The sequence below is a fragment of the Stenotrophomonas sp. C-A genome, assembly GCF_054030835.1.
Genome location: NZ_CM132916.1, coordinates 907,364 through 927,858 on the forward strand (window position 1 = coordinate 907,364; position 20,495 = coordinate 927,858).

27 protein-coding genes and 3 tRNA genes are annotated in these 20,495 nt (G+C 64.2%); 11 read left to right on the forward strand and 19 right to left on the reverse strand.

Annotation, left to right across the window (positions count from 1 at the left end):
• Nucleotides 1-43: 43 nt before the first annotated feature.
• Both phoB and ACW5IY_RS04130 read right to left on the reverse strand, forming a co-directional pair.
• Nucleotides 44-733: a phosphate regulon transcriptional regulator PhoB gene (gene phoB / locus ACW5IY_RS04125; RefSeq protein WP_005408258.1), complete on the reverse strand. Its 690-nt coding sequence runs from the start codon at nt 731-733 to the stop codon at nt 44-46.
• A 116-nt stretch (nt 734-849) separates the two neighbouring features.
• Entirely contained in the window at nt 850-2,496 is a 1,647-nt protein-coding gene (locus ACW5IY_RS04130; RefSeq protein WP_049434040.1) for a M48 family metalloprotease, read from the reverse strand.
• A 142-nt stretch (nt 2,497-2,638) separates the two neighbouring features.
• On the opposite strand from ACW5IY_RS04130, the gene grxC reads away from it, so the two are divergent.
• From grxC to ACW5IY_RS04160, 6 genes are all read left to right on the forward strand, one after another.
• Nucleotides 2,639-2,929, forward strand: a complete 291-nt coding sequence (grxC, locus tag ACW5IY_RS04135) for a glutaredoxin 3 (RefSeq protein WP_010483913.1) — start codon at nt 2,639-2,641, stop codon at nt 2,927-2,929.
• Complete coding sequence (locus ACW5IY_RS04140; RefSeq protein ID WP_005408260.1) at nt 2,926-3,318, forward strand: carboxymuconolactone decarboxylase family protein; 393 nt, start codon at nt 2,926-2,928, stop codon at nt 3,316-3,318. Before grxC ends, ACW5IY_RS04140 begins: the two co-directional genes overlap by 4 nt.
• A gap of 318 nt (nt 3,319-3,636) precedes the next feature.
• Entirely contained in the window at nt 3,637-4,641 is a 1,005-nt protein-coding gene (locus ACW5IY_RS04145; RefSeq protein WP_032129081.1) for an isocitrate dehydrogenase, read from the forward strand.
• Nucleotides 4,642-4,843: 202 nt separating this feature from the next.
• Nucleotides 4,844-5,587, forward strand: a complete 744-nt coding sequence (locus tag ACW5IY_RS04150) for a cysteine hydrolase family protein (protein ID WP_049434041.1) — start codon at nt 4,844-4,846, stop codon at nt 5,585-5,587.
• A gap of 53 nt (nt 5,588-5,640) precedes the next feature.
• Nucleotides 5,641-6,549 (forward strand): LysR family transcriptional regulator, encoded by a 909-nt coding sequence (locus ACW5IY_RS04155; protein WP_049434043.1) that lies wholly within the window; start codon nt 5,641-5,643, stop codon nt 6,547-6,549.
• Between the two features lie 25 nt (nt 6,550-6,574).
• Nucleotides 6,575-7,324, forward strand: coding sequence for a sulfite exporter TauE/SafE family protein (locus tag ACW5IY_RS04160; protein ID WP_049434044.1), 750 nt, complete (start codon nt 6,575-6,577; stop codon nt 7,322-7,324).
• Nucleotides 7,325-7,383: 59 nt separating this feature from the next.
• On the opposite strand, the gene ACW5IY_RS04165 is transcribed toward ACW5IY_RS04160, so the two are convergent.
• Nucleotides 7,384-8,142 carry a Bax inhibitor-1/YccA family protein gene (locus tag ACW5IY_RS04165; RefSeq protein ID WP_019336559.1) on the reverse strand — a complete coding sequence of 253 codons (759 nt, stop codon included), beginning with the start codon at nt 8,140-8,142 and terminating at the stop codon, nt 7,384-7,386.
• Nucleotides 8,143-8,322: 180 nt separating this feature from the next.
• Between ACW5IY_RS04165 and ACW5IY_RS04170 the strand changes: the two genes are divergently transcribed.
• Nucleotides 8,323-8,399, forward strand: a tRNA-Pro gene (locus ACW5IY_RS04170).
• Between the two features lie 39 nt (nt 8,400-8,438).
• Nucleotides 8,439-8,515 (forward strand) — tRNA-Arg (locus tag ACW5IY_RS04175).
• 315 nt (nt 8,516-8,830) lie between these two features.
• Here the strand turns inward: ACW5IY_RS04175 and ACW5IY_RS04180 are convergent.
• Together ACW5IY_RS04180 and ACW5IY_RS04185 are read right to left on the reverse strand one after the other, a co-directional pair.
• Nucleotides 8,831-9,253 carry a hypothetical protein gene (locus tag ACW5IY_RS04180; protein ID WP_065427980.1) on the reverse strand — a complete coding sequence of 141 codons (423 nt, stop codon included), beginning with the start codon at nt 9,251-9,253 and terminating at the stop codon, nt 8,831-8,833.
• A 75-nt stretch (nt 9,254-9,328) separates the two neighbouring features.
• Entirely contained in the window at nt 9,329-10,249 is a 921-nt protein-coding gene (locus ACW5IY_RS04185; RefSeq protein ID WP_010483898.1) for a hypothetical protein, read from the reverse strand.
• A gap of 528 nt (nt 10,250-10,777) precedes the next feature.
• Between ACW5IY_RS04185 and ACW5IY_RS04190 the strand changes: the two genes are divergently transcribed.
• Nucleotides 10,778-10,909: a hypothetical protein gene (locus tag ACW5IY_RS04190; protein ID WP_258009652.1), complete on the forward strand. Its 132-nt coding sequence runs from the start codon at nt 10,778-10,780 to the stop codon at nt 10,907-10,909.
• Nucleotides 10,910-11,077: 168 nt separating this feature from the next.
• Nucleotides 11,078-11,154: transfer RNA gene (locus ACW5IY_RS04195), tRNA-His, on the forward strand.
• 62 nt (nt 11,155-11,216) lie between these two features.
• Here the strand turns inward: ACW5IY_RS04195 and ACW5IY_RS04200 are convergent.
• The 11 genes from ACW5IY_RS04200 to ACW5IY_RS04250 all read right to left on the reverse strand — a co-directional run bounded on the left by ACW5IY_RS04200 (nt 11,217) and on the right by ACW5IY_RS04250 (nt 17,002).
• Entirely contained in the window at nt 11,217-12,455 is a 1,239-nt protein-coding gene (locus ACW5IY_RS04200; protein ID WP_049397878.1) for a tyrosine-type recombinase/integrase, read from the reverse strand.
• Between the two features lie 65 nt (nt 12,456-12,520).
• Nucleotides 12,521-12,895, reverse strand: coding sequence for a helix-turn-helix domain-containing protein (locus tag ACW5IY_RS04205; RefSeq protein ID WP_005412378.1), 375 nt, complete (start codon nt 12,893-12,895; stop codon nt 12,521-12,523).
• A 739-nt stretch (nt 12,896-13,634) separates the two neighbouring features.
• Nucleotides 13,635-13,775, reverse strand: coding sequence for a hypothetical protein (locus ACW5IY_RS04210; RefSeq protein ID WP_005412379.1), 141 nt, complete (start codon nt 13,773-13,775; stop codon nt 13,635-13,637).
• 241 nt (nt 13,776-14,016) lie between these two features.
• Entirely contained in the window at nt 14,017-14,637 is a 621-nt protein-coding gene (locus ACW5IY_RS04215; RefSeq protein ID WP_049397877.1) for an antirestriction protein ArdA, read from the reverse strand.
• 63 nt (nt 14,638-14,700) lie between these two features.
• The gene (locus ACW5IY_RS04220) at nt 14,701-14,961 is read right to left on the reverse strand and encodes a hypothetical protein (RefSeq protein WP_032961791.1); all 261 of its coding nucleotides are present in this window, start codon (nt 14,959-14,961) and stop codon (nt 14,701-14,703) included.
• Nucleotides 14,958-15,116 (reverse strand): hypothetical protein, encoded by a 159-nt coding sequence (locus ACW5IY_RS04225; protein WP_153643621.1) that lies wholly within the window; start codon nt 15,114-15,116, stop codon nt 14,958-14,960. The genes ACW5IY_RS04220 and ACW5IY_RS04225 overlap by 4 nt, the downstream gene beginning before the upstream one ends.
• A gap of 20 nt (nt 15,117-15,136) precedes the next feature.
• Entirely contained in the window at nt 15,137-15,562 is a 426-nt protein-coding gene (locus tag ACW5IY_RS04230) for a hypothetical protein (protein WP_049397875.1), read from the reverse strand.
• Nucleotides 15,562-15,885: a hypothetical protein gene (locus ACW5IY_RS04235; RefSeq protein ID WP_049397874.1), complete on the reverse strand. Its 324-nt coding sequence runs from the start codon at nt 15,883-15,885 to the stop codon at nt 15,562-15,564. The genes ACW5IY_RS04230 and ACW5IY_RS04235 overlap by 1 nt, the downstream gene beginning before the upstream one ends.
• 52 nt (nt 15,886-15,937) lie before the next feature.
• Nucleotides 15,938-16,537: a DNA polymerase III subunit beta family protein gene (locus ACW5IY_RS04240; protein WP_049397873.1), complete on the reverse strand. Its 600-nt coding sequence runs from the start codon at nt 16,535-16,537 to the stop codon at nt 15,938-15,940.
• A 64-nt stretch (nt 16,538-16,601) separates the two neighbouring features.
• On the reverse strand, nt 16,602-16,772 hold the full coding sequence (locus ACW5IY_RS04245) for a hypothetical protein (protein ID WP_004154558.1): 171 nt from the start codon (nt 16,770-16,772) through the stop codon (nt 16,602-16,604).
• A 68-nt stretch (nt 16,773-16,840) separates the two neighbouring features.
• Nucleotides 16,841-17,002: a hypothetical protein gene (locus ACW5IY_RS04250; protein ID WP_153643622.1), complete on the reverse strand. Its 162-nt coding sequence runs from the start codon at nt 17,000-17,002 to the stop codon at nt 16,841-16,843.
• A gap of 1,915 nt (nt 17,003-18,917) precedes the next feature.
• Here ACW5IY_RS04250 and ACW5IY_RS04255 point away from each other — a divergent pair.
• A complete protein-coding gene (locus ACW5IY_RS04255) occupies nt 18,918-19,304 on the forward strand; it encodes a response regulator (RefSeq protein ID WP_049397870.1) in 387 nt (128 codons plus the stop codon).
• Nucleotides 19,305-19,325: 21 nt separating this feature from the next.
• Here the strand turns inward: ACW5IY_RS04255 and ACW5IY_RS04260 are convergent, their stop codons facing one another.
• From ACW5IY_RS04260 to ACW5IY_RS04270, 3 genes are read right to left on the reverse strand one after another with little or no spacing between them, the layout of a single operon-like run.
• Nucleotides 19,326-19,778: a hypothetical protein gene (locus ACW5IY_RS04260; protein WP_004154560.1), complete on the reverse strand. Its 453-nt coding sequence runs from the start codon at nt 19,776-19,778 to the stop codon at nt 19,326-19,328.
• Nucleotides 19,775-20,083 carry a hypothetical protein gene (locus ACW5IY_RS04265; protein ID WP_049397869.1) on the reverse strand — a complete coding sequence of 103 codons (309 nt, stop codon included), beginning with the start codon at nt 20,081-20,083 and terminating at the stop codon, nt 19,775-19,777. The genes ACW5IY_RS04260 and ACW5IY_RS04265 overlap by 4 nt, the downstream gene beginning before the upstream one ends.
• Entirely contained in the window at nt 20,080-20,490 is a 411-nt protein-coding gene (locus ACW5IY_RS04270; protein WP_219627573.1) for a lysozyme, read from the reverse strand. Before ACW5IY_RS04270 ends, ACW5IY_RS04265 begins: the two co-directional genes overlap by 4 nt.
• Nucleotides 20,491-20,495: the final 5 nt, after the last annotated feature.

Sequence of the window (20,495 nt, forward strand, 5' to 3'; positions counted from 1 at the left end):
CGGCGCCGGCACCCGCGGGTGCGTGGCGCCGGCACGACGAGACTCAGGTAGCAGTGGAGAAGCGGTAGCCGGCGCCGCGCACGGTCTGCACCATGTTCTCGGCGTTGAACGGTTCCAGCGTCTTGCGCAGGCGGCGGATGTGCACGTCGATGGTGCGCTCCTCCACGTACACGCTGCCGCCCCACACATGGTCCAGCAGCTGGGCGCGGGTGTAGACGCGCTCGGGGTGGGTCATGAAGAAGTGCAGCAGGCGGTATTCGGTGGGGCCGATCGGCACCGGCTGGTCGTTGGCGAACACGCGATGGGCGGCACCGTCGATGCGGATCGGGCCGACGGCCACGCTGCCGTCCTCGTCATCTTCGCGGGCGCGGCGCATCACCGCACGGATGCGGGCCAGCAGTTCGCGCGCCGAGAACGGCTTGACCACATAGTCGTCGACGCCAGCTTCAAGGCCACCGACGCGATCGTTCTCTTCGCCGCGGGCGGTCAGCATGATGATCGGCACTTCGCGGGTCAGGGTTTCCTTGCGCCAGCGGCGGGCCAGGTCCAGGCCGCTGGTGCCGGGCAGCATCCAGTCCAGCAGGATCAGGTCGGGGACGCGATCGGCGATGGCGGTCTGGGCCTCACGGGCGTCGCCGGCGTGGACCGGTTCGTAATCGCCCTTGCGCAGGGCGAAGGCGACCATTTCACGGATCGCGGGCTCGTCATCGACGATCAGGATGCGTTTCTGCACGAGGACACCGTAGGGCTCGGTTACTGGAGTGGTGCCAGTAGACTACGGTTTGATGACATGTTTGTGACTACCTGGCCGGAACCGGCCTGGATTGCCATCGGCCGGTCATGCAGCGCTCAGCGGCGGTCCAGATCCGGGTCCTGCACGCCCTGGCGGCGCAGCTCCAGCACGGTGGGGGTGATTGCCTCGATGCGCGCATCCACCCGTGCCCGGCCGACGTAGTCCAGCGCAGGATTGCGCTTGAGCGCCTGCAGCTGCATCAGCGACTGTTCCGGCCGGCCGCTGAGGAAGGCCGCCTCGGCGTAGGCCTCGCTGGCACGCACGCTGTCGCCGGCCAGTTCGCTGGCGCGGGCGTACCGCTGCTGGAAGACCGGATCGTTACTGCTTTGCGACAGCAGAGGCCGCAGCATGGCCTGCGCGCGCTGGCCGGCCTCGCGGCTGCCCTGTTCGTTCAGGATCTCGGCATAGGTCAGCGCCACCGGACGGCTGTTGGGGTGCTGGCGCAGTAGCTGCTCGAAGCGGCTGTTGGCCTGGGCGGTCTGGCCCGCACGCGATTCGGCCTCGCCCAGCCCCAGTGCCAGCCACAGATTGTCCGGGCGGGTCTGCAGCAGGCCTGCCAGGGTCTGACGGGCCTGGGCGGCACCGGCGCGACCGCTGCGCATCACCGCCAGCGCCTGGCCATAGCGCTGGGCATCGTTGAGGCCGTCCTTCTGGCGCTTGGCCAGATCGGCGTACTCGCGTTCCAGCTCGGGGGTAGAGTCCGCGCTGAGCACGCGCAGGCGCTCGCGCGCCCAGTCGAAGTCACCACTGGCGCCGCGGCTGAGCTGGCCCATCGGGATGCGCAGCACACTGCTGGGCAGCAGCGGGTTGTTTCCGCGCAACAGGGGTTCGGCCAGGCTGGGATCGGCCGGGTCCACGCGCTCCCTGCGCTCGCCACTGGGGGTGGTGGTGGTCAGCAGCACCGTGTCCTTCTTCATCTGCTCGGCGCGGGCCTTGGCCTCGCTGATGCGGGTGATGTTGACCGGGTGGGTGCGCAGGAACTCGGGCACGCTGTAGCCGCCCTCGTTGCCGCGCATCGCAGATGCCATCCGCTCGAAGAAGCCGGCCATGGCATCCACGTCGTAGCCACTGCGCGACAGGGTGCGGATGCCGAGGCGGTCGGCCTCGGACTCGTTGGAGCGGGTGTAGTTGATCTGCCGCTGCTGCATCAGGCCCATGCCCGAGCTGATCGCGGCCATCGTTGCGTTGCCGGAGGAGGTGCTGTTGCTGGCCTGGGCGGCCACCACCGCCGCCAGCATGCCGAGCAGGATCGGGATCTGGTCGCGCTGGGCGCGCTCGACTCCGCGCAGCACGTGCTGCTGGGTGACGTGGGCGATTTCGTGCGACAGCACCGCGGCCACCTCGTCCTCGCGCTCGGCGGTCAGCACCAGGCCGGCATTGACCCCGATATAGCCGCCCAGCGTGGCGAAGGCGTTGATCTGGCGGTCCTTCATCACGAAGAACGTGTACGGCTGGCGCGGCTGGTCGCTGTTGGAGCCGAGCCGGGTGCCCATGGTCTGCAGCCAGTCGTTGACCAGCGGATCGTCCAGCAGGTAGCCGTAGTTGCGCAGCTCGCGCAGCATCATCGCGCCGTATTCGGCCTGGCGGGCCGGGGTCAGCAGCTCGCCGGCCGAGGAGCCGATGTCGGGCAGCTTCTCCTGGGCCTGGGCCAGCGGCATGGCCAGGGCCAGGGTGACGGCGGTAGTCAGCAGCAGGGCTCGCAAGCAGGGGGTCCTCGGGCGGGGCGCGCCAAGCGTGGCAGGGCAGGGGGCAACCATTCGTTAATCCACAGTGTTGCGGCCGTGGCGTGGAATTTCCAGCGCACCGGTACCATATGTAGACCGTCGATCCATCGTGGAGTTTCCCGTGACAGCCCAGACCGCCGGCGGTGCCCCCGCCATCACCATCTATTCCACCGCCGTCTGCCCGTACTGCGTGGCCGCCAAGAACTTCCTGAAGAGCAAGGGCCAGCAGTGGACCGAGGTCCGCATCGACCTGGACCCGGTCGAGCGCGAGAAGATGATGGCCAAGACCCGCCGTACCAGCGTGCCGCAGATCTTCGTCGGCGACGTCCATGTGGGCGGCTACGACGACATGATGGCCCTGCACCGTGAAGGCAAGCTCGAGCCGCTGCTGGCCGGGCAGGGCCAGGCATGAGCGCGGCCGACGACGGCAGCAAGGACCGCATCGCCGAGTTCACCGACTTCCGCAAGCGCATGAACGAGCGCATCCTGGGCGAACCGAACCAGGTGGTGCGCCGCTTCTTCGCGCTGGACACGCAGACCTACCAGGCCGGTGCGCTGGACGTGAAGACCAAGGAACTGCTGGGCCTGGTGGCCTCGATGGTGCTGCGCTGCGACGACTGCATCAGCTACCACGTGGCCCAGTGCAAGGACGCCGGGGTGACCCGCGAGGAGTTCTTCGAGACCTTCTCGGTCGGCCTGGTGGTGGGCGGCTCGATTGTGATCCCGCACCTGCGTCGCGCGGTCGACTTCCTCGACCAGCTGGAAGGCGGCGCCGCCGCCCCGGCAGCGCACGAGCACTGAGGTAGCGCCGGGCCATGCCCGGCGGAGACCTGAACGAAAAGCCGCCGGGCATGGCCCGGCGCTACCGGATCACGGCCGCGCGCCGGGGCATTTCCCGCGATCCAACCGCCCAAGAGCCCCTTCTTGTTGAAGGGGCGCGCCGACAGGCGGGGGTAGAGGAAGAATGCGCGGGCAATTATGCCTTTGCCGGGGTCAGGACCATGGTCTACTTGGGTAGCCGGGCCCGGCTAAGGCATAATTGCCGGTGAAACTTCCTTTGCGCCGGCGTTTCCGGGCACGTCCGGACGGCGTTTTTCCCCCTGTTCGGAACATCGATCAATGACGCAGAAAATTACGGTCATCCGCGGCGACGGCATTGGCCCGGAAATCATGGACGCCACCCTGTTCGTGCTCGACCAGCTCAAGACTGGCCTGGAGTACGAAGATGCCGACGCCGGCCTGGTGGCCCTGGAAAAGCACGGCGACCTGATGCCGGCGGTGACCCTGGAATCGATCGCGCGCAACAAGGTCGCGCTGAAGAGCCCGCTGACCACCCCGGTCGGTGGTGGTTTCACCTCGATCAACGTCAGCCTGCGCCGTCACTTCGACCTGTACGCCAACGTGCGTCCGGCCCACACCTTCCCGAACACCAAGTCGCGTTTCGACAACGTCGACCTGATCACCGTTCGTGAGAACACCGAAGGTGCGTACCTGGCCGAAGGCCAGGAAGTGTCGGCCGACGGCGAGACCGCCTTCTCCGGCACCCGCATCACCCGCAAGGGCTCCGAGCGCATCGTGCGCTACGCCTTCGAGCTGGCCAAGAGCACCGGCCGCAAGAAGGTCACCGCCGTGCACAAGGCCAACATCATCAAGTCGACCTCGGGCCTGTTCCTGAATGTCGCCCGTGAAGTGGCCGCGCAGTACCCGGACATCGAATTCCAGGAAATGATCGTCGACAACTGCTGCATGCAGCTGGTGATGCGTCCGGAACAGTTCGATGTGATCGTCACCACCAACCTGTTCGGCGACATCATCTCCGACCTGTGTGCCGGCCTCGTCGGCGGCCTGGGCCTGGCCCCGGGTGCCAACATCGGCAAGGACGCGGCGATCTTCGAAGCCGTGCACGGCACCGCGCCGGACATCGCCGGCCAGGGCAAGGCCAATCCGTGTGCGCTGCTGCTGGCAGCCGCGCAGATGCTGGATCACGTCGGCCAGCCGGAGAACGCCGAGCGCCTGCGCAAGGCCATCGTGGCGACCATGGAAGCCAAGGACTCGCTGACCGGCGACCTGGGCGGCACCGGCACCACCATGAGCTTTGCCCAGGCCATTGCCAGCCGCCTGTAAGCGGCCGACAGACCTCGGTTGGATCCACAGCGGGGCGCCTTCGGGCGCCCCGTTGCGTTTTCCGGTAGATCCACGCCATGCGTGGATGACGGAATGATCGGTTGTGCGGTTTTCGCACAGATCATGTGCCCCCGCACGGCTGGTTCGTGCGCCAATCGCTCCGCATCCTGTGCCTCACATCCACCGCGCAGGAATCCACACCATGAACCTCACCGCCTTCGGACTGGCCAGCCTGATCGGCATGGCCGCCACCACTCCGGTCGCCGCTGCCGAGCCGGCCCATCCCACCATCCGCCACATGGCCGGCGCGCCGGTCGCGGCCTCGCTGGATGCAGCGAAGACCGCCGTGCTGGTGATCGACTTCCAGAACGAATACTTCGATGCCAGCGCCGCGCCCGGCTTTGCTGGTGGCCGCATGGTCATTCCCGATGGCGTGGCCGCACTGCGCCAGGCCAGGCGGGTGGTCGAGTTCGCCGATGCTCACGGCATCCGCGTGATCCATGTGCAGCATGTGCTGCCGGCCAGCGCACCGCTGTTCGCGCAGGGCAGCGTCAATGCCGCCTTCCATCGCGACCTGCAGCCGCGCGAGGGTGAGACCGTGGTGCAGAAGGACAATGTCAGCGTGTTCGCTGGCAACTCGGCCGCGGTGCTCGACACGGTGCTGAAGGATGCCGGCATCGACACGCTGATCCTCACCGGCCTGCAGACCCATGCCTGCGTGGCCGGTGCTGCGCGCGACGCGGCGGCGGCACCGCGCGGCTACCGGGTGATCGTATCGTCCGATGCCAGCGCCAGCCGCGACCTGGACCTGGCCGGTGGCCAGCGCATCGATCATCGCGCGCTGCATGACGCCTCGCTGGCGCAGATCGAAGACGCCTTCGGTGATGTCATGAGCACCGACGCGATCCTGGCGCTGCCGGTGCGCAAGGCTGGCGACGGCGCTTGATAAGCTGGTGGGGCCCGCATGCCGTGGGCCCCGTCACCTGGAGTCGCTCGCCGATGGATCACTTCGCCGCCCTGCGTGCGCTGCGCGCCATCGTCGACGCAGGCAGTTTCACTGCCGCTGCCGAGCGCCTGGGGACCACCCATTCGGCGATGTCACGGCAACTGCGGCAGCTGGAAGAGCATCTGCAGGTGCGACTGCTCGATCGCAACAGCCGCCGGCTGTCACTGACCGAGGCCGGTCGCGACTACTACCGCGAGGCGGCAGCGCTGCTGGATCGCCTGCAGGAAGCGGATGATCGCGTGCGTGCCGGGCAAGCGCAGCCCGGTGGCATCGTACGCATCAGCGTGCCGCAGGTCGTGGCCAGCCAGGAGTTGCCGCATTGGCTGCCGTCGTTCCTGCAGCGCTACCCGCAGGTCGCGCTTGACCTGTCGGCCGATGATCAACTGGTCGATGTCGTCGGTGGTGGCTTTGACCTGGCGCTGCGTATCGCGGCCTCGCTGCCGGACAGCCAGCTGGTCGCGCGCGAACTGGCCAGCTGCCCGCGCATCCTGGTCGCTGCACCGGCCTATCTGGCGCGTCATGGTCTGCCGCGTCAGGCATCGGATCTGGCGCAGCACACGCTGCTGGGCTTCAGTCCCACACCTTCAATGCCGCCCTGGCAGTTGCAGGGGCCGCGCGGTGCGAGTGCGAGCGTCGAGGCCGGGCAACGCCTGCGCGTGGATGCGACGCCAGCGCTGTATGCCGCCGCGCTGGCGGGAATGGGCATCAGCCTGTTCACCGCGCTGACGGTGCAGGAAGACCTGCGTGCCGGCCGCCTGATCCGTGTGCTGCCGGCCTGGCACGCCGGACAGCGGCGCTACTTCGCGCTGTATCCACATGCGCGTGCGCTTGCTCCCAAGGTGCGTGCGCTGGTCGAGCACCTCGCGGCGCACTACCCTGCACAGATGGGTGCGGCAGGGTAGTCGCGCGGCTGCAACCGAGGTGGTGATGGAGTCGGTGTATCTGCTGGTCGCGCTGGGCGCGATCGTCGCCGGATTCGTGCAGGGCCTGTCCGGCTTCGCCTTTGGCATGGTGGCGATGTCGTTCTGGGCATGGGGGCTGGAGCCGCGGCTGGCGGCGACGCTGTCGGTGTTTGGTGCGCTGGTCGGTCAGCTGGTGGCTGTGTTCACCGTGCGCCGTGGATTCAACCTGCGCCTGTTGCTGCCCTTCGTGCTGGGCGGGCTGGCCGGCATTCCGCTGGGCGTGATGGTGCTGCCGCAGCTGGACATGGACTGGTTCAAGGCACTGCTGGGCGGCTTCCTGGCGCTGTGGTGCCCGGTGATGCTGATGGCGCGCTCGTTGCCTCCGGTCCGCGTCGGCGGCCGTATCGGTGATGCGATTGCTGGCATGGCCGGTGGTGTGTTCAGTGGCATCGGCGGCTTTGCCGGGCCGGTGCCGACGCTGTGGAGCACCCTGCGAGGCTTCGGCAAGGACGAACAGCGTGCGGTCATCCAGAACTTCAACCTGGCGATGCTGGCGGTGACCATGGCCACCTATGTCGGCAGCGGCCTGGTCAGCCGGCAGATGTTGCCGTATTTCGCCATCGTGGCACCGGCCATGCTGGTGCCGACCCTGCTGGGCGCGCGGGTCTACATCGGCATCAGCGAGGCGCGCTTCCGGCAGGTCGTGCTGGGCCTGCTGACCGCGTCAGGCATCGCGTTGCTGGCGTCGTCGCTGCCGGTACTGCTGGCGCGCTGAGGGAGAACGACAAAGGGCGCCACGAAGGGCGCCCTTTGTCGTCTATGGCATGTTGCGGCTCAGCGCTGCTGGATCTTCGACAGCAGGCGCAGGAATTCAACGTACAGCCAGACCAGGGTCACCATCAGGCCGAATGCGCCATACCACTCCATGTACTTCGGTGCACGCTGGGCGACACCGGTCTCGATGAAGTCGAAGTCCAGCACCAGATTCAGCGCGGCCACGACTACCACGAACAGGCTGAAGGCGATGCCCAGCCAGCTGGAGTCATGGATCACCGGCACGTTGATGTTGAAGAAGCCGAGCACGAACGATGCCAGGTAGAGCAGGGCGATGCCGCCAGTGGCCGCGACCACGCCCATCTTGAAGTTCTCGGTGGCCTTGATCAGGCCGCTGCGGTACGCGAACAGCAGCGCAAACAGAGTGCCGAAGGTCAGCAGCACGGCCTGGAACACGATGCCCGGGAACTTGGCGTTGAACACGGCCGAGATGGCGCCGAGGAACAGGCCTTCCACCAGCGCGTACATCGGCGCGGTGACCGGCGACCATTCCTTCTTGAAGACGGTGATCAGCGCCAGCACCAGGCCGCCGATGGCGCCGCCCATGGCATACAGCCTGGCACCGGGCAAAACCTGACCGTAGTCGTCGATGGTCTGGTTCCAGGCGAAAGCGGCCGTCAGCACGGTCAACAGCAGCAGGAAACCGGTCTTGTTGACGGTGCCGTTGAGGGTCATTGCCTGGTCGGGGCTGGTCACCACCGAGCCGCTGGCGAGGTCGAGGAAGGTGGACTCGGAAAGAGCCGGGTTGCCGCTGCGCATGCGCGTTCTCCGTGCGAATGAGGGTCTGGACGGCCATCCGGCCGATGGGCGTGAGCATAGCCGATGACTGCTTTCGGCGTTGTGGCAGGCGCCGGATCTGCACATCCTGCGTTGACAGTTCCCAATGCGCTTGGCGACAATGACCAGCTCCCCGGGCGTGGCCCGAGGGGATTGCAAGACCGGGGTATAGCGCAGTCTGGTAGCGCGCCTGCTTTGGGAGCAGGATGTCGGGGGTTCGAATCCCTCTACCCCGACCAATCCCACATCACGTCGGATTGGACACCGTTCCGGTTCGGGCGCCCGTAGCTCAACTGGATAGAGCACCGGCCTTCTAAGCCGGCGGTTACAGGTTCGATTCCTGTCGGGCGCGCCATTGGAATCAATGGTTTATGAAATCACGCCCGCGAACATCGGTTCCCATTCGATGGCTGGGCAATCCTGGGTGGCGAGCATTCCGCCTTCCTCTTGTCCGATGAAAGATGCCCTTTGCCTGGGGTGCAGTCGCACGGCGTGATGCCAGGCGGGTTGCGGTGAACCTGCGTCTGGCGACGATCGGCTCACTCCGCAGGTGCTTGAGCAGCGCCGCCTGGGATGGGCAATGCGCCCGGCAACGAAAAAGGCCAGCGCTATGCGCTGGCCTTTTCCATGTCGCGATGGACGCACTCTGGTCGAGTGCGCCCTGGATGGATCACATCTGTTCCAGTTCGCCCACCCGGACCTTGCCGCCACCGCAGTTGCCGTGGCAGCCGCCGCTGATCGGGCCGCTGCCACCGCCGCCGCCGCCACCACCACCGCCGCCACCACCACCGCCCCGGGAGTTGGGCGGGAGGACGGTCGAAATCACTTCGCCGGAGTCGAAACCTGCACCTCGCCACGTGTAGTTGACGCAGGAAATACCGTTGCAGACGGTCAGGACATCGCCGGTCTGGACTCGCGTCTGGGCTGTCCAGACGGTGGTCCGGCCGTCATTGAGCTTCTGCACCTCTTGGGAAAGCTGCTGGTTGGTCACCGGATCGGGATACGGGGTTGTCAGCGTGCATCCGGCGGTGCAGTTGATGACGCCAGGAAGCTTTTTCGCTTGAAGGCTCCCGGCTGCCATGAACAGCAGCACGCCTGCAATGGCGGGAATGGAGTTTCTACCAAGCGAAGGGATAATCCCAATCAGTCTAGCTTTCACAATAGGTCCTTATCGTGGGATGCAACAGTTCTTGAAGATTTCGTTCGATGAAATGCGGGCTTTCTCTTTCTCTTGGCTGCTCAGGTTTTTCTCATGGTTGGCAATGTCAGTGGTGGTGGCAAAACGTGGGTCCAGCCGGTTGAGGACGCGGGTGTACGCCAGGGCGGCAACGGGATCCGCAGGAACGATGCCGCCATACGTGTAGGCCATCGCCATGTCGCTGATGACATTGACGTTCCCTTGCGATTCCAGTTCGCGCAGATATCCGGTGGCGGTGTCCTTCCACGCCTCGAGCGCCGCGGGATCACGGATTGCGTCATCAAGCGAACCGATGACTTTCTCCGGCGATCGCGAGTAAGCGCGCATCGCTTCCTGCGAGCCCATGGCGGCGGCCTTCGAAAGCCAATCGGCGTGATAGATGTCCTGATCCAGAGCCAGCGACTCGCACTCTTTGAGGATTCGTTCCGATCGCTCCAGGAACCAGTTGCCGGACCCGACCGTGGTGGCTGAATCCGCCAGCTTGTCAGCGCGATCCGAGATGAAGGTCTGGCACTGCTCGATGGTTCGATAGATTTCGTAGGTTGCCGTGGCATCTCCGGATTCGGAGCGCAGCATCAGTTGCTTGACGTGGGCGAGCGCGTCACCGGGAGGCCGGAACTCGTTGCCTCTTACGATCTCGTAGGCTTTGGGGCCCACCGCCTTGTACGAGCCTGGCGGGATCTTGTTGTCCCGCTCCAGCCTCTGCGCGGCCGCCGCACCTGACGCCGGAAGCTGCCTTCCCTGGTCGGGCCTTTCATCAAGGCTGCCACTCTTCCCGGATTCCTCTGCCGTGGCATCGGCAGCCGGCTGCTGCCGGTAGCCGTTCATTGCAACGGCTGCCACTGCCAGCACCGCTGCCAGCGCGACGAATCCGATTAGCCGCTTGCTCATCTATTGATCTCACCTTCATTGCAGGAACCGGCATGGTTGCAAACGCGCGCCTCGCGTTCCATGTCCTGCAGCTAACGTTGTATGAACGGATCTCCCCCATTCCTGTTTGAGATTCATTCACGATTCGTTCACCAATCATTCACGTCACTCGGGAGTGGGTCCGACGGTGGCGAGCTGTTTGCCTGCGCCTGACGTTCGGTGCATGCGGCACGCGCCTTCTGGCGCTCGTCACGGATGCAGTTTCGAAAGGCGCGGGAGAGGTAAAGCAGGTACTGGCCGAAGTGCATCGACAGCGCGGGTACCAACGGCGGCTTACCCTGTACTGCGGCGGTGTCACCTCGCTGGCGTTGACTGGCCTGCTGATGGAGGCGACGGCTCAACGCAGTGCGTCGATCGACGTGATCGAAACGGTGTTGCCGATGGACGGCGGCGGCCGATGTTCTCGGCCGAAGATGAGCGCTTGCACGCGCAGGTGTGCAAGCGATTACTCGTTGTGTGCTTCCTGGCAGGAGGCAGTCGCGCAATGCGATGCTTCAGCTGCTCGACGGAGCGGGCCAGCCGCGCCTGCAGTTGCAGGTCACGCCGAAGGGGGAGGCCACGCTGTCATTCCTGGATGAGCATGGGGACGCCGTGCGTGTGATCTCGGCGGAGCAGCTCTGATCTCCCGTTCCGGCCCCTGCACATCAATGTGAAGAAGTGCTTGCAATTCCTTCGCGACTCCCGGAAAATGCCGGACTCGCTTCGGGGGACGGACTTCTGGTTCCGCCCGGTAGCAAAGCATCAAGTTTCAACGTCAGCCTCATCGGCGGTGGAGCGAAAGTTTCAGTGGTGGCTGTAGCTCAGTTGGTTAGAGTACCGGATTGTGATTCCGGTGGTCGGGGGTTCGAATCCCCTCAGCCACCCCACTGTTTTCTTACTACCGTCGCTAAGTTACTGAAAAGTAAGCTGGCGACGGTCAGTTTTGGTACTACAATCCCTCGTTGGCAATCAATCCCTGTCTCGGAACGTCACCTGTGGGCGTCACCTGCGGCGCAGCCCGCAATTGCTCCAGCGCAGACTTGCCGATGAGCGCCTGTTCGGCCAGCACCTTCGCGTAGGTCTCCGACGTGGTGCGGATGTCCCGATGCCCCAGCCACTCCTGCACGAGCTTGATGTTGCCGGTCGCCAGCAGCAGCCGGGTGGCGCAGGTGTGCCGCAGCGAGTGGATCACGCACTCCTTCTCCTTGGCGAGATGCGTCCCCTTTCGCGCACGATTCCAGAGCTTGTTGGCGCGGGTCTTGTTGAGCGTGGAGAAGGGGCCGGTCTGCTCCTTGCCTGCCGCCCTGCGCCGCCGCTGGACCACTTCCGAGGCGCGGGAGGTCAACGGGATGGTGCGCTGCCGGCCGCCTTTCAGTTCCCCGTGACGCCAGAAGCGAACGGCGGTCGGCGGGGTTCCCACCAGGTCGCTCCAGCGCAGGTTGAATGCCTGGCTCAGGCGGCAGCCCACGTCGGCCAGGAACACGAACAGGTCGTGGTAGTCCTTACCGTCGCGCGTCCGCGGCCGACCGCCGTACTCGGGGTCGGGCAGGATGTCCCACGCGAGCACGCGGGAGAGGATCAGCTCCTCGTCCTCAATGGTCAGGGTGAACTGGCGCGCGTTGTCGCGCTCGTCGCTCGGCCGGTACTCCGGGATGGCGGCCAGCATGCGCCCGGCCTTCGCCTCGCGGCGCAGGACGGCCATCAGGGCGTGCATCTTGCGGTTGATGGTCGCCGGAGCAGCTCCCTCGGCCTCCATCTTGGTCACCATCGCGTCCACTGCGGCCTGGGTGATGTCGTTGATGGGCGTGTCCTCGCCCAGGAAGCCCTGGACGATCTTGCAGTTGGTGCGGACGGTCTCGATGGACTTGAGCTTGCCCCAAAAGTTGCGGTCGTCCAGGGCGTCATCCATCGCGTCCTTGAGGGTGCGCTGCCGGGCCTTGGCTTTCGCCACGGCCATCTGCGCCGACCGGGACTTGCCCCGGATGAGTTCGCGCAGCACGTCCTCGGAAACGTCGGGGTCGTCGCGCAGGGCGTCGAGGACCGCCTGCTCCTTGCGCTCGGCTGCCACGCGGTCGCGGGTGCCGGTGGACAAGCGCACGCGCCGGTATCCCTCCTGCACGTCGAGCATGTAGTAGCGCTTATCGGGCGCACCCGGCTTGGGCGCGGTCCCTTTGAGGCGAAGGGCCATGTGTATCTCCAAAAATGAAAAGGCCCGCACTAGGCGGGCCTCGGGGCACAACGGGGTGTTGGGGGTTAGGCGGCTGCGACGCGCGCCGTCACCTTGCGGTTGACACGTTCTGCGAGCGAAGCCAGCCAGTGCAGCGCCTTGGTCGTCGGGAAGATCAGGTTGCGCTTGCGGTAGGCGGGATCAGGGCGCTGCTCCAGGAAGTCAGGCCCCGGCTCGCGGTTACGCTTGATAGACGACAGGTCGAGCACATTGCGGCTCACTGCGGAGGGAGAGAGTCCGCCGAGGACGCGCTCAAGGTCCACCTGCTGAATGCCCGGCTCGTCCACAACGGCGAGTAGGGTGAGGATGCGGGTGGCGGTGATGTCCTCGTCGATCTCTTCCCGGAAGGCTGACAGTGCGGTTGTGAGAATGGCCGTCAGTTCTTTCTGCGAGAGATTCATGGTGCGCTCATTTTCCGTAAGGGGATGGTTCCCCCTTGGGAAACCATCAGGGTCTATCTTGGAGCCGCAATGTAAGGATTACAAGGCCCAAGCCAATGTTGATGGCATTCTTGCCAATTTTGTCCATCCAGAAACCACGCTGCCAGGGCGTGGGGGAGGGGTCGATTCCGATCTCATATCCAAAGGCTTTCACGAACAGGTCCAGGTACTTCTGCCCTGCGAAGGGGCCGTCCTGTCCCCTGCTCACGGCGTTGTAATGCGCCGCCACCCCCGGCTGCGCTCCACAAAAAGGTCTTACGTTTCAGTGTTTTAAGAACGGTAGTGCCAGCATCGCCGCCAGGGTCACAATGGCCCCGACCACGGATGCAAAAAACAGTCCTTGCCCTACGCGGACTACCGCGCTGGCTATTGTCCGTCTCACCGTACTCATAGACTGAGAACGCCCCCCTGGTCGTCTGCGGATGCGCAGCCCGACAGCATGACGCTGCCGTCGGGCAGACTACAGGCCACAATGATGGCGCGTCCGTAGGAATCAAGTACCACGGGAGAGATTGATCCCGACTGGTGCAGTGAAGTCATGGCCGCGGGGTCTCCGTTGGGGCCGCGGGTGGGACCGGATACGACACCCGCCAGCCACAGTCCTCGGGGACGACCGAGAACTGGACGCGCTCGTTGAGTAGGCCGAGCATCGCGCGGAGAGCGCCGCGCTTCTCGTTATGGTCGAAATTGATGGTCCGAATCATTCGGGCACCTCGTAGGTCCGTTCATGCAGGACCAAAACCTCCCGCTCGAATACCAAGAACGGGCCGAACTGGTGGACGCGGAGGGCCACGTTGACGATCACCAGGGTCGAGTTTGCGGTGAAATCTGCGTTACGCATATGTAAGTCTCCTGTTATGCAAGTGCTACAAATGGAACAATGAGTGCCAAATATTGAGATTGGCCTTATGATTAGGGCTGAAGGGCGTGATCGCCACTCCCGACCCCAAGGACCATTCGATGATTGACCCCCGCGTAGAAGTCGCCATTACGGCCCTTCACCTAGTCGTATGGGTGTGGACTAGCTCGGTGCCGGCGCATCGCACATACCTGTATTGGCGCAGGGTCTTGCGGAAGCGGCGTTAGCGGCTCCAGAAGTAGAAGCCGCTCACCTCAAACGCGTCACCGTTGAGCCGAATGTCGCGGCCATAGCTCTCGTAGTCGAAGTAGCGGGAGAGGGCGTCGGGCACGTCGTGAAGAAGCCTCGATTCGTCCACATAGTTCTCGGCAAAGTCGGCCCAGCTATCGAACTGGCCCGCGTAGGCTTCGTGGAACTGCTCCACGGTCACATCGTCGAGGCCCTCGTGGTCGCAGAAGGCCGTGTAGGCGGCGCGTTCGGTGTCGTTGTGCAACTCGTCCAGCCGCTCTTGCAATGCGCACAGCTTGTCCAGGTCGGGGTGCTCGCCCCAGGTATCCCCGAACACGTCGTCGTAGTCGTGGACGGCCCACTCCTCGGCGCTGGCGACCTTGCCGCTTCCGCCACACGCCGTGCATTCCGCCCCGCCGAATACTCGGGGGACGTATGTGGTTCCAGTACCGCCGCAATCCGGGCAATCAACGGTCACGTTCGGGTGCGGCGACTCGCGCAGGATGCGGGCAATCTCATCGCGCACGTCGTCGGCGTCGCGTCCCTCCAAGTTGATCCACTCGCCGTGCAGGACGCCAGCGTTATATGAGGCAAGGCAGGCAACGTATATTTGCATGGTGTGCTCCAGAAATGCGAAGGCCCGCACTAGGCGGGCCTCGGGATCAGCGGTGGTTGTCGGTCAGTGCGCCCAATCGGGCTTGACGTTCAGCAGGTAGGCGGCGGCCACTGCGCGGGCGGTGTCTTCGTCGGCCACGTCGGCAATCCACCACCAGCGGTCCTTACCAGCCCAGCGGTAGACGCCCCAAAACTGCGCGGCCATCGGTGCGCAAGGCTCGACGCTTCCATCGAACTCTTGGCGGGGACCGTAGGAGACCGATCGGTCGCCCAGGGTGACCAGCTTGTCACCGGCAGGTACAGCCAGCTCGTTGTCGTTGCTCATTGCGACAGGCCCTTTGCGTGCTCAATGGCGCGATCCAGCGCGCCGGGGATGTTGTGAAAAATGCCGTGGCGTGTCGAGTGCGTGAGGCCGATTTTGTAGACCTCAAAATGGTTCGGCCCCTTGCGCAGCACCCACGCTTTTTCGGTCTCGAACATGATGTCCTCCTCGCGGTAGCTCATGCGAAGCGGCCCATCTCGGCTTGGATCATTTCGCGTGCCTGCCGCTCAGCATCGGCGAGTTCGCAGCGATTCTTGGGGCGTTCGGCAAGCCACGCACCCAACGGTTCCGCGATCTCGTAGCCAAAGACGCCGGGATAGCCGTCAGGGGTGCAAAGCTCCTCGAACAGCTTGTGAAGCATCCGGGCCACATTGGTCAGGAACTCGCCCACTTCGATGGTCACAGGCACGTCAGCCAACTGCCACCCTGCCGCAAGCAACGCAAGGTCGATGGGGTCGAAGTCGGTATCCCTGATTGCCCGGTTGACCACGGTGGCGAACTCCTCGGCTTGCTGCGGCGTCATCGCGGTCGCCGCCAGTTGTTCGTGATAGCGCCCCGGCTGTGCCAGGAACACGTTGCGGGTTCCGTAGGTGCGCAGTTCCATCACAGCACTCCCAGCCCGCGCAGCACCGGCATCACCAGCGCGTTGGTCTCGTCGTTGTCGCTCCAGTCGCTCGCGGCGTCGTTCCCGTTCTCCCAAATCAGGAGCACAAACCCCGCCTTTGTTGCGTCCGGGCGGTAGAACCGCAGGTGATCGTGGTCGGTAGAGGCGAGGGCCTCCAACACTTCTTGCCGGTCGCGGCTGTGCCGCACCGTGGTTTCTTCGCCGTCGTAGACGCCGAGCGAGTAACCAGCGGCGAGGGCGGCATCCACCAGCGCCACGGCTATGCGCTTCGCGCTCTCAGGGGCGTACTTGTCGAGGTTCATGGCTTTCTCCGGGCAACAAAAAAGCCGCCTAGCGGCGGCTAATGGGTTCGGGTTAAGCGCGGAGCGCGTCGCTGCACAGGGCTTCCGGGTATGACGAGTCGCGCATTGGCATGACGATCAAAGACGCGCACCTGATGCTCGGATCGGTGATGCCGCCAATACCGAACATGGCCGCCACGTCGCCGCCAGTCACCGGAATCAGTGAAGTGGCCTTGCCGCCGAATGCCTTGCGAATTACACCGGCCGCCTTCACTACGCCTTCGAGGACGGCAGGCGCGAATCCGGACAGCTTGAGTTCGTTCGGCTTGGACACCGCAGCACGCCAGTCCGGGTAGGTTCCATCAACGGCAGCAAACTCAATGGCCTGGCCTCCGCGCTCCGCCTTGAACCGGCTGGCATCGCCCACGGCGCTGAAATAGACATCGCCCTTCATCTTGGCGACCAGCTCGCACGCATTGCGCGGCACGATGATCTTGCCAATGTCCCACGGCAGGCTGGTACGCACCACAAGCATGCGGTGGCCGTCTGTAGCAACGATGATCGCACCATCGGCGTGCGACTCAATCAGCACGCCATTCAAGTAGAAGCGAACGTCATTCTTGGGTGCCACATGCAGAGCGGCGGCGATCAGGGCGGAAGGAATTTTGTTCATAGCTTTCTCCGGGCAACAAAAAAGCCGCCTTGCGGCGGCTTCGGTGGATTGGGATAGGGCGCTGTTAGAGGAACAGCTTGGTCAGCGTGACGATGCCAGCCACAAAGGCCGTGGCGACCACCAACGGATACCACCGGGTCTCCATCATCAGCTTGTCGCTCTCGCGGTTGATCTTGCGAATCTCAGCGGTGAGCTTGCGCACTTGCAAGTCCTCCAGTGGTCCATTGGTGCTCATGGTAGCTCCAAAAAAGACCCGCCGTCACACGTCGGCGGGGTGTGGAAAACCGGGTTGACGAAAGGGGATCAGATGACAACGGGGGAGGGACAAGGCGCAACTTGGGTGCGGTTCCTGTTCGCCTGGCGCTCCCGCTCGTTGAGTCGGGCGCGGTGCTCGCGGATGCCGCGGCGGATGCAACCGGCCACGTAGTAGTCGCGGGCGGTCATATCAAACGGGATCATCGTCATGGGTTGCTCTCCAGTGAATCGGACCACCAAAACGCCCCATCACAACGGTAGGGACGCTTTGGCGGTCAGACTCATGCTTGTAAGGCATGGAATCTGACCGTCGCCAGCTTCCGGGAGCGCCTCCAGCTCGCCTAGGAATCCCGTACAGATGGCCCCGCTCTTTCTGGCGGTGACCCGGTATCCGTGGCGGCCTTCATCGGCCCTTACACTTCCCGGCGCGGCTAGTGTTCCCAGCTCCCCGCGTTCTGCCGTGGGCGGCGCTCCTGCCTGCCCCTTTCCTACTGTCCCGACCGCACCCTGCGACCGTTGTTCGATGGTGGGCATTATGCCCGTTTGTTCCCGGTTTGTCAATCACTCCCGGTAGTGGGAGGATTGAGCCGGACGTTACCTGCGGTGCGCTCAGGGGCCTTTGGGGCTAGTCCTCAGTGCTGGCGGGATAAGCTCTAGGTGCTGTCGATCCATCGGTCGCACGTCTGTCGCCGCCTTTTCCGCTGCCGCCGTGCTGCTGGCGACGGGTATAGATTAGATCAATCCCCGCATGGCTGTCAATACCCCGATGGCAACGATTTTTGGATGGTCGCAGGGAGCGCCTAGCGCGCGCGTGGGGAGCTTCTATAGGCGGGGCGGTAGGGATGCCCGTGGCGGGCCTTGCGTGGGCCGTGGCGGCGCATTGGCTGGCCGTGGTGGGCGGCAGGTGGGCATAGGCTGGGGCAGGGTGCGCCGAGGTGGTAGGCAGGTGTGCCGAGGTGGTGCCGAGGTGGACGCGTGGCGGTCAGGGCAAAAAGACAGATAGGGACAGACAGAGGCGCGAACATTTGAGCGCGGATGTCCGCAGGTTGCCCAGGTATCGCATGGGATTGCCTAGGCACTGGATACCTAATCCGGTGGTTCACCTTTGGAATCAGCAGGTTAGCCGAGGTGGTGACGCCGCAGGTGACGCGAAGGGGGGGGCGCATCGTGCCTTTGCGCTACAGGGGGCGACCCCCTACGGGGGGTGATCGCGCGGTTCCAAGTAGTTGGATACCCCTTCGGAAATTTGCCGCAAACGTTTCGACCCCCTCAGTCGCGCGAGGAGGGAGCCTCAGTCACACCGGAGCGCTTCCGCGTTGCCACGACAGCGAACCAGGCGAGCGACCCAAGTCCCCATAGGACGCACACAGGCACAGCCCAGGTCATCCCTCGGTTGTACGCGAGGATCGCCAGGAGCGGGTTGATGGGCGTGACGCCCGCGATGAGCAGGATCAGGAGAAGTCGGTGCATGGGAGTTCCGCCGCAGTGGCACCCAAGGAGGACAGAGGAACACCCCAAGAGTGCATAGGAGGACTGTAGTTCTACTTGGTGGTGAATACCAATGAATAGAACTCTACAGTCCCACTATAGTAATACTTAGGTCTATCTAATGATAACAGCTCTGTCAAGCCCCCTAGGAGATGACGGTCTGTGTGGTCCGGTAGACTTGGCGTTTGCCCTAGACAGCTCATCAAGACCACATGGCATCGCTCAATAGCATCCTCACCCGGTTCGCGGCTTCGATCACGCTGGCTTGTGTAATCCTTGTGGGAGTACCGGCTCTGTATCAACATGTAAAGATGCGAGATGCGGACGCCGTGGCGGAAAGAAGCCGCGGACTTATTAACGACGATAACACCGCCCCAAGCGTTGTGGAGCAGCAGGTGCGTATCCTTGATTCCGCGCTTACTGAGTCGGCGGGATGCGAGTACATGAGAGACCTGTTACTCCAGTTCCTTGTCGGAATACCCTTGATCGTATGGTTCGTCGCCTTGGCTGTAATGTGGTGGTTCAAGGAAGACGACTTGACTCTCTAGCTGAACAGTTCAGGACGCTGCAAATCATCAGCGCGATATTCCCCTTCAATAGTTATAGGGTACGGGCCGCTACGCATGGGAGGTGTCAGATGGCTTCGCGGGTAAACGGTAAGGGTTGCTTGGGGTCGCTACTGGTCTTAGAAGATGACCCCGACCTGTCAGAGATGTTGCAGGAAATCCTGGTGAATTTCGGCTATGAGGTCGAGGTTGTTGCTTCCTCCGCGCAAGCTTTAGACCAACTGGCGGCAAAAGTGTTCCACGCGGCAATCTTAGATATTCATATCGAGGATGGTGGCTCCATGTCGGTCGCTGACTGTCTCTTGTCGAATCGAATACCCTACATGTTTGCCACGGGGCTTCCCAATCCTCAACTGCCCACCATTCACCAATGGGCTACCTTTCTTCAAAAGCCGTATCGCATAAACGATCTCATGGGGGCCTTGGAACGGACGCGTCAGATGGGGATTCCAGTTTAGGCGCATCCTTGCGCCGTTAAGTCATGTCCGTTTTCTAAGGAAGCGCTTGTTGAAAGTGTCGTAGGTCTGCACCGGTGGACCGCTGTAGAGGTCCGTCGAGCAGGCCATGAGGACTGCTTCGGTCGCGTTGTGGCCTGCCTTCATGGCGGCCAGGGCAATCGCACCACCACTACCGGCGACGAGGAAGTCGCGCCGGAGGTCGAGAGGGAGACCGTCGTGGTAGAAGGCCACCGGGTTGTCCCGCAGGCCGACCACGAGGATCGTGTACTCGCCCTTGGTCAGTTCGTCGAATCCCTCCGACAGCTCGCGCACGGCTCGCTGGATGTGGGAAGTGGTGCCCGCGCCGAACACCACCAGGTCGCGCCCGGTGGTGTCGGTGGTGCGGTAGAACTTCTCCTCCTCGTACCGCAGATCACCAGCGGTGACCTGCGAGTCGATAGCAACGAGCCGGCCGTCAAAGGCCAGCGTGGTCACTGCTTGATGTGCTCCCGCCAGTAGCTCGGGGTGAACGCAGCCCACTCGATGTCGCTCACGTCATCCCACAGGCGCTCCGCGGCATTCCGCAAGTGCTCCCACAGGCCGCCGAGGACGACGTAGGGCAGCGCCAGGAACACGGCGACGAACAGCCAGCCGGTGTAGGTGCGACGGGAGGTCTCGCGCAGGCGCTCCGGGAGCCACTGCGAGGCGAGGGCAATGCGCAGCGCTACGTACCCCTTGGCGCGCTCGTAGGCGCGCACCAGGCGCTCGCTGGCGCGGTTGTAGATGGTCTTGATGGTCACTTGGAGTTCCAGAGTTTGACTTCCGCCTCGCGGCGGTCGATGAGGCCGGGCAGGTCCGTCAGCACGCCCTTGACGCGACCCTTGGTCCATCGGCGGAGCTGTGCGGGCACCGCCGCGTAGTCGCCCGCGTTGAGCACGCGGAGCAGGGTGGAGCTGGCGAAGTTGCCCTCGCCGAGGTTGAACACGAAGTCGATCAGAGCGGCTTCCTGCGGCGCGCTGAGGGGCACGCGCACGTATCGACGGACGACCGTAGCGGCCTTGGAGAGGTCAGCCTCCAGCAGCTCCACAGCGCGTTCCTCGGTGATGCGGAGGCCGGGCTTCACGTCACTGCCGGTGTGGCCGTAGCCGATGGTCCACTTGTCTGCGGGGCACAGGTAGGCCACCAGGCGCAGACCCTCCGACTTCATCGTCA

What these genes read in the sequence shown, in the direction of transcription:
- ACW5IY_RS04140 (WP_005408260.1), top strand. Translation starts at nt 2,926, where the DNA reads ATGAGCGCGGCCGACGACGGCAGCAAGGACCGCATCGCCGAGTTCACC.
- ACW5IY_RS04145 (WP_032129081.1), top strand. Translation starts at nt 3,637, where the DNA reads ATGACGCAGAAAATTACGGTCATCCGCGGCGACGGCATTGGCCCGGAA.
- ACW5IY_RS04150 (WP_049434041.1), top strand. Translation starts at nt 4,844, where the DNA reads ATGAACCTCACCGCCTTCGGACTGGCCAGCCTGATCGGCATGGCCGCC.
- ACW5IY_RS04155 (WP_049434043.1), top strand. Translation starts at nt 5,641, where the DNA reads ATGGATCACTTCGCCGCCCTGCGTGCGCTGCGCGCCATCGTCGACGCA.
- ACW5IY_RS04160 (WP_049434044.1), top strand. Translation starts at nt 6,575, where the DNA reads ATGGAGTCGGTGTATCTGCTGGTCGCGCTGGGCGCGATCGTCGCCGGA.
- ACW5IY_RS04165 (WP_019336559.1), bottom strand. Translation starts at nt 8,142, where the DNA reads ATGCGCAGCGGCAACCCGGCTCTTTCCGAGTCCACCTTCCTCGACCTC.
- ACW5IY_RS04185 (WP_010483898.1), bottom strand. Translation starts at nt 10,249, where the DNA reads ATGAGCAAGCGGCTAATCGGATTCGTCGCGCTGGCAGCGGTGCTGGCA.
- ACW5IY_RS04190 (WP_258009652.1), top strand. Translation starts at nt 10,778, where the DNA reads ATGCTTCAGCTGCTCGACGGAGCGGGCCAGCCGCGCCTGCAGTTGCAG.
- ACW5IY_RS04200 (WP_049397878.1), bottom strand. Translation starts at nt 12,455, where the DNA reads ATGGCCCTTCGCCTCAAAGGGACCGCGCCCAAGCCGGGTGCGCCCGAT.
- ACW5IY_RS04205 (WP_005412378.1), bottom strand. Translation starts at nt 12,895, where the DNA reads ATGAATCTCTCGCAGAAAGAACTGACGGCCATTCTCACAACCGCACTG.
- ACW5IY_RS04210 (WP_005412379.1), bottom strand. Translation starts at nt 13,775, where the DNA reads ATGCGTAACGCAGATTTCACCGCAAACTCGACCCTGGTGATCGTCAAC.
- ACW5IY_RS04215 (WP_049397877.1), bottom strand. Translation starts at nt 14,637, where the DNA reads ATGCAAATATACGTTGCCTGCCTTGCCTCATATAACGCTGGCGTCCTG.
- ACW5IY_RS04220 (WP_032961791.1), bottom strand. Translation starts at nt 14,961, where the DNA reads ATGAGCAACGACAACGAGCTGGCTGTACCTGCCGGTGACAAGCTGGTC.
- ACW5IY_RS04225 (WP_153643621.1), bottom strand. Translation starts at nt 15,116, where the DNA reads ATGTTCGAGACCGAAAAAGCGTGGGTGCTGCGCAAGGGGCCGAACCAT.
- ACW5IY_RS04230 (WP_049397875.1), bottom strand. Translation starts at nt 15,562, where the DNA reads ATGGAACTGCGCACCTACGGAACCCGCAACGTGTTCCTGGCACAGCCG.
- ACW5IY_RS04235 (WP_049397874.1), bottom strand. Translation starts at nt 15,885, where the DNA reads ATGAACCTCGACAAGTACGCCCCTGAGAGCGCGAAGCGCATAGCCGTG.
- ACW5IY_RS04240 (WP_049397873.1), bottom strand. Translation starts at nt 16,537, where the DNA reads ATGAACAAAATTCCTTCCGCCCTGATCGCCGCCGCTCTGCATGTGGCA.
- ACW5IY_RS04245 (WP_004154558.1), bottom strand. Translation starts at nt 16,772, where the DNA reads ATGAGCACCAATGGACCACTGGAGGACTTGCAAGTGCGCAAGCTCACC.
- ACW5IY_RS04250 (WP_153643622.1), bottom strand. Translation starts at nt 17,002, where the DNA reads ATGACGATGATCCCGTTTGATATGACCGCCCGCGACTACTACGTGGCC.
- ACW5IY_RS04255 (WP_049397870.1), top strand. Translation starts at nt 18,918, where the DNA reads ATGGCTTCGCGGGTAAACGGTAAGGGTTGCTTGGGGTCGCTACTGGTC.
- ACW5IY_RS04270 (WP_219627573.1), bottom strand. Translation starts at nt 20,490, where the DNA reads ATGAAGTCGGAGGGTCTGCGCCTGGTGGCCTACCTGTGCCCCGCAGAC.